General features: G+C 48.8%; 11 protein-coding genes and 2 tRNA genes. 2 read left to right on the forward strand and 11 right to left on the reverse strand.

Going from position 1 to position 13,952, the window contains the following annotated elements; genetic code table 11:
• Positions 1-2 precede the first annotated feature (2 nt).
• Together DXD92_RS17335 and DXD92_RS17340 are read left to right on the forward strand one after the other, a co-directional pair.
• Positions 3-74 (forward strand) — tRNA-Glu (locus DXD92_RS17335).
• Positions 75-127: 53 nt separating this feature from the next.
• Positions 128-199 (forward strand) — tRNA-Glu (locus DXD92_RS17340).
• Positions 200-322: 123 nt separating this feature from the next.
• Here the strand turns inward: DXD92_RS17340 and pepT are convergent.
• The 11 genes from pepT to DXD92_RS17395 form a co-directional block, all read right to left on the reverse strand.
• Positions 323-1,540 (reverse strand): peptidase T, encoded by a 1,218-nt coding sequence (gene pepT, locus DXD92_RS17345; RefSeq protein ID WP_055217684.1) that lies wholly within the window; start codon positions 1,538-1,540, stop codon positions 323-325.
• Positions 1,541-1,556: 16 nt separating this feature from the next.
• Positions 1,557-1,868, reverse strand: a complete 312-nt coding sequence (locus tag DXD92_RS17350) for a metal-sensing transcriptional repressor (RefSeq protein WP_022463104.1) — start codon at positions 1,866-1,868, stop codon at positions 1,557-1,559.
• Between the two features lie 79 nt (positions 1,869-1,947).
• Entirely contained in the window at positions 1,948-2,706 is a 759-nt protein-coding gene (locus DXD92_RS17355) for an arginase family protein (RefSeq protein WP_055228568.1), read from the reverse strand.
• A gap of 17 nt (positions 2,707-2,723) precedes the next feature.
• Positions 2,724-3,599, reverse strand: coding sequence for an ABC transporter permease (locus DXD92_RS17360; RefSeq protein WP_055217680.1), 876 nt, complete (start codon positions 3,597-3,599; stop codon positions 2,724-2,726).
• A 14-nt stretch (positions 3,600-3,613) separates the two neighbouring features.
• Positions 3,614-4,579, reverse strand: a complete 966-nt coding sequence (locus tag DXD92_RS17365) for an ABC transporter ATP-binding protein (RefSeq protein ID WP_118594582.1) — start codon at positions 4,577-4,579, stop codon at positions 3,614-3,616.
• Positions 4,566-7,112, reverse strand: coding sequence for a hypothetical protein (locus DXD92_RS17370; RefSeq protein ID WP_118594569.1), 2,547 nt, complete (start codon positions 7,110-7,112; stop codon positions 4,566-4,568). The genes DXD92_RS17365 and DXD92_RS17370 overlap by 14 nt, the downstream gene beginning before the upstream one ends.
• A complete protein-coding gene (locus DXD92_RS17375) occupies positions 7,109-8,242 on the reverse strand; it encodes a sensor histidine kinase (RefSeq protein WP_055228565.1) in 1,134 nt (377 codons plus the stop codon). The genes DXD92_RS17370 and DXD92_RS17375 overlap by 4 nt, the downstream gene beginning before the upstream one ends.
• Positions 8,232-8,930, reverse strand: coding sequence for a response regulator transcription factor (locus DXD92_RS17380; RefSeq protein ID WP_022462401.1), 699 nt, complete (start codon positions 8,928-8,930; stop codon positions 8,232-8,234). The genes DXD92_RS17375 and DXD92_RS17380 overlap by 11 nt, the downstream gene beginning before the upstream one ends.
• A 149-nt stretch (positions 8,931-9,079) precedes the next feature.
• On the reverse strand, positions 9,080-10,408 hold the full coding sequence (locus DXD92_RS17385; RefSeq protein WP_118594570.1) for an MATE family efflux transporter: 1,329 nt from the start codon (positions 10,406-10,408) through the stop codon (positions 9,080-9,082).
• Between the two features lie 210 nt (positions 10,409-10,618).
• Entirely contained in the window at positions 10,619-12,949 is a 2,331-nt protein-coding gene (locus DXD92_RS17390; protein WP_118594571.1) for an ABC transporter permease, read from the reverse strand.
• A 14-nt stretch (positions 12,950-12,963) separates the two neighbouring features.
• Positions 12,964-13,662 carry an ABC transporter ATP-binding protein gene (locus DXD92_RS17395; RefSeq protein ID WP_117802463.1) on the reverse strand — a complete coding sequence of 233 codons (699 nt, stop codon included), beginning with the start codon at positions 13,660-13,662 and terminating at the stop codon, positions 12,964-12,966.
• Between the last annotated feature and the right edge of the window lie 290 nt (positions 13,663-13,952).

Genomic DNA, 13,952 nt, shown 5'->3' on the forward strand with positions numbered 1-13,952 from the left:
ATGGTTCGTTGGTCAAGAGGCTAAGACGTCGCCCTCTCACGGCGAAAACAGGGGTTCGATTCCCCTACGAACTGTTGAAGGTTTCACAGAGTTCCTTCTCTTTTAAAAATTCTGTTCTATATCATATGGTTCGTTGGTCAAGAGGCTAAGACGTCGCCCTCTCACGGCGAAAACAGGGGTTCGATTCCCCTACGAACTGCTTTTAAACGGAGCCTGCATGGCTCCGTTTTTTGCTGTGCTGATTTTTTTCTTCCTATCATAAACGCCAGTAAAAAAGCCCGGCAGTTTTCTGCCGGACTTTTCCTTTTTTCTGACAACTCTTTTATTCTGCGTAGATCTTAACCAGTTCTTTCAGCATTGCCATCGTCTTTTCCATCCCCTCAACGGTAATGTGCTCATACGGTCCATGGCATGCATATCCGCCGGTTCCGATGTTCGGGCACGGCAGACCCATGAAGCTTAAGCGTGCGCCGTCTGTGCCGCCGCGGATCGGAAGAACAATCGGCTCCATGCCGGCTCTTCTGGCTGCCTCTTCGGCATTCTCAATCAGATGGTAGCAAGGACGGATCTTCTCAGCCATGTTGCGGTACTGCTCTTTGATCTCCAGTTTTACCGTTCCCTCGCCGTATTTTTCATTCATTGCTTTTTCAATCCGGCGCAGATTCTCTTCTTTTGCTGCAAATTTCTCTGCATCGTGATCACGGATGATGTACTCGGACTCGGCATGTGCCACATCGCCGGACATACTGGTCAGATGATAGAAGCCTTCATATCCTTCGGTATTTCTCGGGGACTCTGCTTCCGGCAGAAGAGACTGGATCTCGCTTGCAACAGCGATTGCATTGATCATCGTGTCTTTTGCTCCGCCTGGGTGGATGTTAAATCCGGTCACCGTGAATTTCGCTCCGGCTGCATTGAAGTTTTCGAATTCGATTTCTCCCTCTGTGCCGCCGTCCACGGTATAGGCAAACTCCGCGTCAAAGCCTGGAACATCAAAAAAGTCAGGGCCTTCACCGATCTCCTCATCCGGTGTAAATCCGATGGAAATCGGACCGTGCGGGATTTCTCCGGCAAGAAGGGCTTCTGCCAGTGTCATAATCTCTGCCACGCCCGCCTTGTCGTCTGCACCGAGCACCGTTGTTCCATCGCTTGTGATCAGCGTTCTGCCGGCCAGGGATGGAAGATGCGGGAATACCGAAACCTCCAGTGTTCTTCCGCTGTCAGCCAGCTTCAGATCCTTTCCGTCATAATTTTCATGTACGATCGGATTTACCGCATGATCTGCAAAATCAGATACCGTATCCATGTGTGCGATAAATCCCAGTTTTGTCTTTCCTTCGTATCCTTTTGTTGCCGGAATTTTTCCATAGACGTAGCATTTATCCTCTACACGGACATCCGATACACCGAGCGCTTTCATTTCTTCTGCAAGCTGGTCTGCCAGGACTCTCTGACACTCGGAAGACGGATGGGTTCCGCTCTTCTCATTGCTCGGTGTCGGCACTTTAACATAATTCAGTAATCTTTCATATGCTTTCATTTTCTTCTTCTCCTTCTTATTTCATCAGCTTCTGGATGGTTTTACAGAGCTCATCCACGGCGCCTTCTTTTCCCTGCCGGATATCCTCCACAACGCAGGATTTGATGTGGCTGGAAAGCAGTACCTTGTTGAAGCTGTTTAATGCAGACTGGATCGCGGATACCTGGGTCAGGATATCGACGCAGTAGCGGTCGCTCTCCACCATTTCCCGTATTCCGCGCACCTGGCCTTCAATTCTCGAAAGACGGTGGATCAGATCTTTGTATTCTTTTTCGTCCCGCACTTTTTTCCGGTCGCATTCACTGCAGTGTGTACAACATTCACCCATGAGGTTTCCTCCTTGTGTTCCGTCACTCTATATACCCCGTCTGGGTATGAATTTATGATACTCTTTTGCCCAGACTTTGTCAATCTTCGATTTTTGCCGCAAGCGCGCCGTACAGCTTCTGGTTTACCAGACTTGCCGCGCTGCACTCCGCCTCCGGCGCGTTCGCCGACGGCTCTCCGCAGAGATCGACCGCGAGCACCTTTCTCCCCGCAAGACAGTCCTTTGCAAGGGACAGCAGCTCATCCACACGCACATTTCCCTGATCCCAGTTCGTATCAAGCTCCTCCTTTGACAGAATGTCCTTATCGACCGACAGATATACCGGAAATGTTCCCGCATGGGATGCAAAAATCTCTTTGATCTTCGCCGCTCCGCTTCCGTCGTCGAGCTCTTCCTGTGTCACAAACCAGACATGCTCCATCGCTTCTGTCTCCCGCACCGACGCCTCCGGCGGGCCGATCACACAGATTCCTTTGATGTTTTGATACGCCCCGGCAGCATCCCGGATCCAGGAACCGCAGGAGAGCACCGGAAGAAGCGCCGGCGGCTGCATATCGGTATGGTGGTCGAATACGGCTAAAAACAAATCTTCTTTTTCAAGTCCCAGCAGCAATTTGCTCATATAGTGATAATTGCCGGAATCCAGAAGGCGGATCCGCGGCAGCTCTTTCGTTTCTTTTTTTCGGCCAAGTTCCGCTTCCAGAAACTGCTCCGTCTCTGGATCGAGATAACCGTCAGTTCCCCGGAGCTCTCTTAGATCCCAGATCTTTCCCGCCTGCTCCCAGGCATATCCTTCGGACTCATAAATTCCGGAAAGGCTAAAACAAAATGGTTTCATCTTCTCTTTTACTCCTGTTATTTATTTAATGGATTCAGCTTTCTTCCCGCCGTCACAAGAAGAACGGCTGATATCAGAAGCTGCAGAACGGCACTCGCCTCCGGCAGATAATGGATCAGCGGATTCTGTCCGTAATTTCCAAGCAGATAGCAGAGCTGTTCCATCTCTCTTCCATTCCCAAGCTGGCGGCTGATGATCCCCGCAAACGAGGTAAACGGATTGAAAAGAAGAAGGTAAATTACACCTCCTACATCAATCTGCTGATAAGCTGCCGTCATCTCCTGCTGCAGCAGTCCTGCGTAGTAGGCAAGCCCCGTGCAGGCGCATATTCCTACGACCAGAAAAACGACAATGACATAGGAAAGAACGGTCGCCAGTGTGGTCCGCTTAAAAACAACCGAACAGAAAATGCCGATACTGCCGACAAAAATCCCGGTCAGAAGAAGGCCTCCCGCCATCAGAAGCAGTCCGCCAAGGCCGATACCGCCGAACACCACAACAAGGGACAGCACCGGCAGTGCCGAAACCGTCAGTATCAGAACAACGCCAAGCGATGCCTCCAGCTTTCCCGTAATGATTCTCCACGGGTTCAGGTTCGTCGTCAGCAGCACATCCAGCGTTTTTTTCTCACGCTCCAGCGAAATGCTTCCTCCCGCAACCGCCGGAACCGAAAGGACAACGAGAATAAACAGAAGATACGTCATCAGAATATAGCAGTTCATCGGAACGCTGTAGCTGACCGGTGCCAGATAGCCAAGCTGGCTGCTCTCCCCGAAATAGCAGACAAACGCAACCACGGCAAGCAGCAGATTGCAGACAAAAATAATCCAGGAAATCCGCGATGACCGCGAGTTCCGCTTCATTTCTTTTTCAAATACAGGATTTAACCGCACGTTTCGTTCCCTCCTTATCCGATCGTGTTTCCGAACGTTTCTGTGTTTCGGCTCTTCTGTTCCGTTTCCCCGGTCAGATGAAAGAACAGGGACTCCAGGCTGTTGTGTTCCCGTGCAAATGAAACCACAAGGATTCCGGCATCCACCAGTTTCTGCAGCAGATACGCCTCCTCCTCCCGGCTTCCCGAAAACCAGGCCGCAATCTTGTTTTCATCCACAGAAAGGCGGCTGACCTGCGGATCCTGCCGCAATAGTTCCAGCGCCTTTGGCACCTGGTTCAGCACAGTGATGCGCAGCGGATTGGAGCTGTCGACCGCAAGCATAATGTTTTCCAGCTTTCCCTGCTGTACCATGACACCTCCGTTGATGACACCGATGCTGGTGCACAGATCTGCTAATTCCGAAAGAATATGGGAGCTGATCAGAATCGTATAATCCTCCCGCGCCAATCGCTGCAGGAGAAGCTGAAAATCCTTTCTCGAACGCGGATCCAGACCGGAATTCGGTTCGTCCAGCACCAGAAGCTTCGGTTTATGGATCATCGCGCGCGCCAGACAGAGCCGCTGCTGTATGCCCCTTGAGAGCGAATCCACCATCTGCTCCTCTTTTCCCGATAGTTCGACCATCTCCAGCACTTCCCGCGCACGGACGGTTCCTGCCCGCCCGTAAATTCCATACGATGCGGCAAAAAATTCCAGATACTCTATCACGTTTAAGTTTTCATAAACGCCAAAGAAATCAGGCACAAAGCCGATCAGGCTTTTCTGCTTCAGAATATTTTTTGTCGTCCGCACGCCGTCCAGCCACAGATCGCCGCCGTCGCTCTTTAAAAGCCCTGAAATAATGCGCAGCGTCGTTGTTTTTCCCGCACCGTTCGGTCCGACAAAGCCGTAAATATCGCCTTTTTTTACTTCCATATCAAGACCGTTCAGGGCATATGTTTTTCCGTATTTTTTGGTCAGTTTCTCAATTTTCAGTATCGGCATTTGGCTCCTCCGCTAACAGGTTCTCCAGATATTGCTCCGGTGGGATCTCTTTCGCCTTTACGATCAGATTCGGTGCCTCATAGTATCCATAATTTTCATGATACTCTTCTCCCTTTTCCTCTTCGGAAAGACGGTACCGCACACGGATCTGGTTGTCCGCATTCACATACTGCGCCTCCAGCGCCGGATCACTCGCAAAATCGATCTCCCAGTCGGAAATTTCATCATACGTTCCCGTCTGAAAATTGTACAGCTCAATGATTCCATTGAAATTCCGGATCTTGGTCCCATCCTCCGTGCGGGCTTTCTCGAAAGCAAGCGAAAGAATGGTTCCCCGTTTTCCTCCCCCGCCGGTTTCTGCCGCCTGGATCTTATCTTCTAACGCCGTCATCGCATACGGCCAGAATGCAGGATCATAGATTCCCTCGGAATCCGGCTGCATCACGCCTTTAGCATACATTCCATACAGACACCAGATGTTGTTGTTTTCAAAGACACCGTTCAGATAATACGTTACTTCTGTTTCCTCTTCCGAGATTCCGCCGGAATTCGGTCCCATTTCAAAGCTTACCGTGTTTCCGCCGTCCCATCCGCTGTACTCCTGCGCATACGGACAGTACACAACGCCGGCCTCTTTCATGTCCACAAACACTTCCTGATAGTAATACGAGATTCCATACGCTTCGTATCCGCTGTCAAGCTGGAACGTATCGTCATTGCCTGCCAGCTTTCCAAAGAAAAGGCAGTTGTCACTCCGGTTCGGCATGTGATTATAGATGACGCCGTCCAGATAATTTTTCTCTATCTCCGGCAGATCTTCTGCCGCACTCCAATTTCCGAAATCCCGCACGCTGTCCGCTTCTATTCCATCCAGCGTGATCGTCTCCCCGTTTTTGATGTCTCCAATGAGGGCACAGTAACCTGGAACGGCGATCACACAGCTCTCCAGATCATAGCCTGTCTTATTTTCCACGGTTCCGCTGATCTTCTGATCCCAGAAATGAAACGTGCCTTTCAGTCCTTCGCCTTCGTCCAGCGTTTCCATCCGCTGCATGCCGAACTCATTCAGGGCAAATGCAGCCTGATTGGAAATTTCTGCCCTGTTTTTCTGTTCTCCGAAACTGATCTCCGTCTTTTCATATTCCGCATCCTCCGTTTCCGGCTGTGCCGTGCTGTTGGACATATAGTCCATACGGTTGTACGTCACCAGATCGTAGGACGGATCCAGATACAGCTCATAGGAAGCATTGTACGGCGCCTGTGCACAGAAATTAATGTAATCTTTCTGGTATGTATCGTACTGCCAGATTTCTCTTACATACGTCAGCACCGGGGCCTTGAGCCTCGTGCTCTGGCCAAACAGACTGATCAGCATAACAAAGACGGCCGAGCAGGCACAGATCGCCCCCCAGAGATACTGACGTTTTCCTGTTTTTTTCAAAAAGAAATACAATCCCGGCCCTGCCAGAACCAGATAGACCAGAATCAGGCCGCCGTACAGCACCGTATTCGGACGGTTCCGGATCCTAGTGTTTTCCAGAAGATCGGAAATCGTATAGTATTTCTGATAATTCGTATTTCGTTTTGCCAGAAGGCGGCTGGTGGTCTCTTCGTCCAGAATATTTTTCAGAAAATCTACCGGCGCTTCTTTAAACGCACTGCGCTGGCTTTCCGCAAATGTCTCGTTTCCCGAAAAGGTAATCAGAAGACCTCCCTCTGCCTGCCAGAGATCAATTTCTTTCTGGATTGTCTCATCCAGTTCTTCTTTTGACTGCTCCAGAAGGATCAGCACATCCGGCGAATACGACTCCGCAAGCCCGACAAGCTCCTCTGCCCGGACAGATGCAGCTTCCACCTCATAAATCCCGTCGTTCAGCGTAACTCCATTCAGCTGCTGCCCGTAATTAGTTTCTTCTTCCACAACGCAGACTTCCACCTTGGACTGGAAGAAGCCTTCACTCGAAATCGTTTCTTCCCGACTGTACACCGTGTCCCTCTGGCTGTTCTCCAGGCACAGGACACAAAAAGACGTATTTTCCACCAGAAGCCCTGCCGAAAAAGTCTTTGTAACGGTTCCGTTCGCCGGAATATAGATTGGAAAACGGTACGTAAAAAGGCTGTTTCTTCCATCGCCCGACCGCTTGACCCCCAAAAACAGTTTTGAGAGAATGCCTTCTCCACTGTTTCTGCGGTAAATCGATTCCGCGGCGTTTTTTATCTGAAAAACAAAGTATCCTTCAAATTCAACAGCGCTCTCATTTGTGATTGTCACACGAATCGGTACGTGATTCCCATCCTGATAGTTTCCTTCGAATCCATAAGAAAAATCAATCTGGTATTCCCCTGCGTAGCTGTTGGCAAGAAGCTGCTTTTCTTTCCCGTCGCTTCTTCCGCCATCCGACGGCGTGTTCTGATAAAGTTCTGTCCGCGTTGTCATCGCAGACACCCTCTGAACTCCCGCCAGAAGCAGAATCAGCAGCAAAATACCGGACAGACAGCAGATTTTGCTTCTTCTTTTCCTGTTCATCGCTTTTCGTCCTCTTTCTTCCCCTTTGGCATTCCGACCGGCAGTTCCACCTCAAAGACGGTTCCCTGCAGATCACTTTTTACCCGCACCTGTCCGTGATGCAGTTCCGCAATCTGCTGTACAATCGCAAGTCCAAGTCCCGTCCCGCCGGTATCGCGGCTCCTCGACTGCTCTGTCCGGTAAAATTTCTGGAAAATATGATCCAGTTCCTGTTTTGGAATGATCCGTCCGTAGTTAATGACACGCGTGACCACATATTCGCCCTCTTTTTCCATTGAGACGCGGATCTGTTTTCCCTCTTTTCCGTATTTGACAGCATTGTTCAGCAGATTTCCAAAGAGCCGTGCCAGCAGCTCACCGTCCGCCTCGAGAAAAATCGCATGTTCCGCATGCAGAAATTCCACCTGAAGCTCATTTTTCACAAAAGACGGCGTCATCTCGTCGAGCATCTGCTCCATCAGCTGCACCAGATCAAGTTTTCCGAGATGCAGCTGCATCTCTTTGTGCTCCAGCTTGACGAATCCAAACAGTTCGTTCGTGAGCTGCTCCAGACGGAGTGCTTTCTGATAGGCAATATCGATATAATGATTTCTCGTCTCCTCATCCAGATCCGTCCGCGTGCGCACCCAGCCGAGATAGCCGATAATCGAAGTCAGCGGCGTACGGAGGTCATGTGCCACGGATGAGACGAGATCGTTTTTCGTATGCTCCGCGATCCGTTCCCGTTCCATAATTTCCTTGATATTCTGCTGCATCGTATTTAAGTTCTCCGCCATCACAGAAAACTCGTCATTTCCCTTTACCTCGATCGGATGATCAAAATCCCCTGCTGATATCTCCTTTACCTTTTCCAGAATCTTCCCAATGTATCGGATGGTTTCGCGCATCAGGAAATAAAAGGTCAGGCAGAACGAAAGCAGCGCAGCCGCCGTCAGAATCATCGTCCGCACCGATGGGCGGAGGCCTCCCGGTCCGATCCAGGCGCTCCGGTAACCGATGTTCATCAGTCCATTGCCGAAAAAGGTCAGAATCCCGTCGGTAAGCGTCACTACAAGCACCGTGACAAGTGCACTTACAATCAGATCAAAGACCATCCTCTGGCTGAAGTTTTTTATAAAATCAGGCTTCAATTTTGTATCCCACTCCCCAGACTGTTGTAATAATCTTATCTTCTCTTGTGTCGTCTTTCATTTTTCCGCGCAGACGGCGGATATGTACCATAACCGTGTTGTTCGCCTCATAGAATTTTTCATGCCAGACGCGCTCGAAAATTTCGTCTGTACCGAACACGCGGCCCGGGTTGGAGGCCAGCAGATACAGAATATCAAATTCGATCGGTGTCAGCTTGATGCTTTCTCCGTAGCAGACAACCTGATGGGTTACCTTGTTGATTTCCAGATGCTTTAAGGAAATCACTTCCTGGCGCTCGTGCGGCTTCGACGGATTCAGTTCGCGGTAGCGGCGGAGCTGGGATTTTACACGCGCCATCAGCTCCAGCGGATTGAACGGTTTTGCCACGTAATCGTCTGCTCCCGTTGACAGACCGACGATCTTGTCGATATCCTGCGTTTTGGCACTTACCATGATGATCGGAATGTTGTTCGTCTCCCGGATGCGGCGGCACATCGCAATACCGTCCATATCCGGCATCATCACATCGAGCAGCACCAGGTCGATTTTTTTCTCCTCCAGAATGCGGAGTCCCTCTTTTGCACTGTACGCTTTTAATACCTGAAATCCATCGCTGATCAGATAAATTTCCAGCAGATCCGCGATTTCTTTTTCATCATCCACAACTAAAATATTTGTTTCTTCCACGTCGTTTCCATCCTCTCTGTTTTTAACTACCGTAATGGTACCATGAATATTCAAAAAAATCTTTACTTAATTCTTACGTCTGTATTATCTATTATAAAAAGAAAAGCCGCCTTCCACAAGAGGCCGCTTTTCTTTTCTTCTTATATTTTTTATCTTCGTACTGCGCGGCGGTATACCACAAGAGAAACCGCTGCGGAAATGACCTCTGTGATCCAGAAGGCGTGCCATACGAAAACGCCGCCTCCCAGATGGGACAGCAGGTAAGCTGCCGGGAGAATGACAATGACATTTCGGCAGAGGGAAATGATCAGGGAAGATCCACCTTTTCCGAGTCCCTCCAGCGCACCGGAGGATGTGATGGAAACTGCCGAAATCAAAAAGCCCGCGCTGATGCGTGTCAGTGCCTGTCCGCCAAGACGGATGGTCTCCGGATTGCTGCTGAACAGTCCGATCAGCTGTTCCGGAATGGCAAGGCAGATGCCGGTTCCAATAAGCATGATCACCGCACACATAATCAGGGTGATCTCATAAATCTTCCGCACACGCTTATGCTCGCCTGCGCCGTAGTTGAAGCCGATAATCGGGCGCATGCCCTGTACAATGCCGTTTGCTGTCAGATAGATGAACGTCTGCAGCTTGTAGTAAATGCCGAGCACGACAACGTAGCTCTGGGAATACACGGCCAGGATTCCATTCAGTGCGGAAATCAGAAGAGACGGCAGCGCCAGGTTCAGGATCGCCGGGACGCCGATCGCATACAGTCTTCCGACCAGATTTTTTCCTTCTTTTAAATATTCCGGATGGATTTTGACCGAAATCGGGCGGATCTTGTAAATGATCCAGTAAATCACGACCGGTGTCACCTGACCGATGCCGGTTGCAAGCGCCGCACCCTCAATTCCAAGACGCGGGAACGGTCCGATTCCGAAAATAATGAGCGGATCCAGAATGATGTTGACAATACAGCCGACCATCATACCGGTCATCGTCACTTTCATCCGGCCGACTGCCTGAAAAACCTTTTCAAAGTAAAGGTTTGCCATGATTGCTATGGTAAACAGAAAGATAATCCGTGAATACCGGACACCAAGATCGATGACAGTTTCGGAAGAAGAAAACATCCGCAGGAAACGCTCGATGACCAGAAGGCTTCCGATCGTTAAAATAACCGCATGCAGCATGGTAAGGGCAAGGCCCTGTGTTGCAGCACAGCCGGCTGCCTTTTTGTCACCCGCTCCCAGATAATACGAAATCACCGCATTCAGTCCGATTCCAAAACCGATGGCAACGGCATTTACAAAATTCTGTACCGGATAAACCAGGGAGAGCGCCGTCATGGCATCTTCGCTGATCTGTGCGACAAAGAAGCTGTCCACAATGTTATATAAGGAATTGACCAGCATCGAGATTACCATTGGAAGCGCCATCGAAACCAGCAGTGGAAATACTGGCTTTTCTTTCATAAAGTTTTCGTTCATTATTACCTCCATTTGTGATCTTTTCTGTTGGTGGGCTTACGTGCAGGCACGGACTTTGCTCCATTGCCACAAAAAAAGCCACGCAATTATCTGCTTTCGATAATTGCGTGGCGAAAAGAACTTTATTACAAGTTGAAAAATCCACACCAAGTTTGAGAGCAATATACCACACTTTGCCCGGGCTTGTCAAGATTTCTCCTGTAACTTTTTTTATTCTACATTTTTCAGTGCCTCGTCCATCGGAATCTTTTGGATGTGGCGGAACTGCAGCACAGCGATAACAGCATACGCCGCAAGGCCCATCAGATACATTTTTCCGTAAATTGCCGGATCAATATAGTATGTCAGCCAGCCGCTGTACTCGGAAAGCATAATGACATAAATCTGGCGGATCAGCGCGGAGGCAATGATCAGGCTGACACCGATTGAGACGATCACAACCCAGGTTGTCGCCGTCAAATACAGACTCAAAATTTCCCTGTTCTCGTAGCCGAGAATCTTTACCATCGAAATCGAAGTCGTATTCTTCTCGATGATCAGCTTCGTCAGCAGATAAATCAGCAGCATGAACAGTACAATCGAGAAAACATTGATCAGCTGGAACATTTCTCCCATCGACACATTGAGCTGCCGTGAAATCTTTGTCATATCATCTTCCGTAATTTTCGTCGCGATATACGATTCCTCCAGGTCCGTGATCGGCTCGTTAGAGAAATAGCCGTTAAAGTAGTCCTCTGGATGATCGAATTCCTCGCAGAAGACATCCATCTGCAGAAATACCGCAAGGGCTCCCGGGTAGGCATAAATGCTTTTTACTTCAAAGCTGTACGTTTTGTCCTCATATGGCTCTTTCAGTTCCAGTGTATCGCCGACTTTCATTCCATATTTTTCGGCATAACCGTCGGAAATCGTCACGCCGTCCTCAAACAGTTCAGCGGAAACATATTTGCTGTCTTTCTGAATTCCATATACCGAAATGCTCTCGCCCTCCCGGTTTTTCGGAATATTTTTCAGCGATGTAAGAGCAAACGTTTCCACGCCTTCCGTATTTGTCTTCAGCGATGGCGTCAGAAGTTTCTGCACAATTCCCATCAGCGTGTACTCATCATCCTCATCGATCGGATCCGGAACATTTAAAATATACTGGTAATCTGCCAGCATATTTTCCACCGCCTCCGTCTGGTAATGTGACAGCAGCGGTTTCATCATCATACCGAACAGCAACAGAATATTGGCAAATACGATACCGAGAAACAGGGTAAAGTAACTCGATTTGTTCTGCAGCAGGATCCGCAGACGAAACCGCGAGAAGAACCGGAAGTTCGGAAGACGCACCGCATGGCTTTTTCCTTTCTTTGCAAAATCGTGGCGCAGAAAACGCAGCGGTGACAGACGCAGACGGCCGGAAATCAGCACCGCGTTGATCACAAACATCAGAATTGCCGGAATTACGGTCGTGAGCAGAAATGCATTGGCATTCCACCGCGTCTGATATGTCGGCAGACTGTAGCTTCCATAATACATACCGGCGCAGATATCTTTAAACACGGTGTATCCCAGAATATTTCCAATCACCGCCGACAAAATCGTAATCAGTACCGGCAGGGACAGATAATGCAGCAGAAGTTCCCGTCTCGTATAGCCGGATGCGCGCAGCGTTCCGATCACCGACGCTTCTTTTACAATCGTATTGTTTGTCGTAACTGCAAAAATGAACGCCATGATGGCAATCAGGATGTACAGCAGTACCTCCACCATCACCTTGTCACCGCCCATATCGTCGCCGGTAAATTTGATTGCCTGATTGCCGTAGCGCGGCAGATAACCCGTCAGCGAGGAATGAGCCGCCAGAACCTCGACGAAATCATCGGACCATTCTTTTTCCTCGTTTTCATCTTTCGGTTCCGTATCATATTTCCAGGAATAGCAGTATTTGATATGGTCATCGGTAATGGCATCATACCCTTCTTCGGTCATGATTCCCACACCGAATTTAACCGCATCGAACATCATGTCACTCGAATTGCTGAACAGCGCACTGTAATCCGAAAGTGCCACAAGACCGGTAACCGTCAGTTCTTTTTTATCAACCGAGATCACATCACCGACCTGCAGGTCATTATTGTCCGCATACATACGGTCAATTGCAATTTCATCCTTCTGCTGCGGCATTTCGCCTTTCATCAGGCAGACCAGATTGACCTCTGTTCTGTTTTTAAAAAGACGGATCGTGCTCTCTGGTTCCGAATCCAGATCCGTGTCGGCATCTTCGTCTTTATAGAAATTCTCGTAAATCGTTACCTTCTCTTTTTCCAGCCGTGTTCTCTGGTTGTCGGTGAGCTTCTGTTCTGTTGTAAAATTTCCGTTTTCCACGTTGTATTTTTCAAAGCTTTCATCGTAAGCATACAGCATGCTCTCATCCGCAACGAGAAAACCGGACACAAAGCCAATCGTCGCCGTCATAAACAGAAAAATAACGAGATATTTTCCAATATCGTTCTTCAGTTCCCGCAGCAGGCGTTTTCGTAATGGATTTTTCATACTTCCACCCCGCTTTACCAGTCCAGATCGCCGGCGGCGATTTTGGTCTCATTGACGTAGTTTTTACGGATCTGGCCGTCGCGCAGACGAATCACGCGGTCCGCCATGTTTTTGATCGCATCATTGTGTGTTACCATGATGACGGTGTTGCCGTACTTCTGATTGACGTCCTCGATCAGCTTCAAAATTTCTTTTGAAGTATGGTAATCGAGTGCACCTGTCGGCTCATCACAGAGCAGAATGCTTGGATTTTTGATGATAGCTCTTCCGATTGAAGTACGCTGCTGCTGACCGCCAGAGAGCTGGTTCGGCAGCTTGTCGCGGTGGTCATAGAGCCCCAGTGTCTTTAACAGATCGTTGATGTCGAGCGGATGATCGCTTAAGTATGCGCCAACTTCCATATTTTCTTTCACCGTCAGGTTTGGAATCAGATTGTACATCTGGAAAACGTATCCTAAATGTTTTCGTCTATACCGTGTCAGCGTTTTTTCATTCATATCCTCAATTTTTTCGCCTTCAATCACGATCGAACCGCTGTCCGCCTCGTCGATTCCGCCGATAATATTCAACAGTGTCGATTTACCGGAACCGGATGGACCGAGGAGAACACAGATTTCACCTTTTTCCACAGAAAACTGAATTTCCTTTAAGACCTCCACACGGCTTTCACCGGTTCCAAAACTCTTCTTCAGGTTATTAATCTCAAGAAACATAACTTTCCTCCCTGCATCTTTTTTCCTGAGTGTGTAAGAGTCTGTTTTGTGTTAGACTCTTCTAACCCCATAATACTGCTTTTTCTGTGAAATGAAAAGCGCTGTTAATGAGTATTTTTTCTCATTAGCAGCGCTCTTTCTTTTATTTTTTAACAGTAAAAAACCATCGGATCTCTCCGATGGTTTTTCCGATATACCTTCAAAACCGCATACACTACACATCTATCATTCCATTTTTTGTGAACACAACCATTCAGGTCAAGCCCTCGACCGATTAGTAACAGTCAGCT

This window comes from Blautia sp. TM10-2 (assembly GCF_003480845.1).
Lineage (GTDB): Bacteria > Bacillota > Clostridia > Lachnospirales > Lachnospiraceae > Fusicatenibacter > Fusicatenibacter saccharivorans.

Bases quoted from the DNA above. Each gene is read 5' to 3' on its own strand.
- DXD92_RS17390 (WP_118594571.1), bottom strand. From the start codon at position 12,949: ATGAAAAATCCATTACGAAAACGCCTGCTGCGGGAACTGAAGAACGAT.
- DXD92_RS17350 (WP_022463104.1), bottom strand. From the start codon at position 1,868: ATGGGTGAATGTTGTACACACTGCAGTGAATGCGACCGGAAAAAAGTG.
- DXD92_RS17385 (WP_118594570.1), bottom strand. From the start codon at position 10,408: ATGAACGAAAACTTTATGAAAGAAAAGCCAGTATTTCCACTGCTGGTT.
- DXD92_RS17395 (WP_117802463.1), bottom strand. From the start codon at position 13,662: ATGTTTCTTGAGATTAATAACCTGAAGAAGAGTTTTGGAACCGGTGAA.
- DXD92_RS17355 (WP_055228568.1), bottom strand. From the start codon at position 2,706: ATGAAACCATTTTGTTTTAGCCTTTCCGGAATTTATGAGTCCGAAGGA.
- DXD92_RS17370 (WP_118594569.1), bottom strand. From the start codon at position 7,112: ATGAACAGGAAAAGAAGAAGCAAAATCTGCTGTCTGTCCGGTATTTTG.
- pepT (WP_055217684.1), bottom strand. From the start codon at position 1,540: ATGAAAGCATATGAAAGATTACTGAATTATGTTAAAGTGCCGACACCG.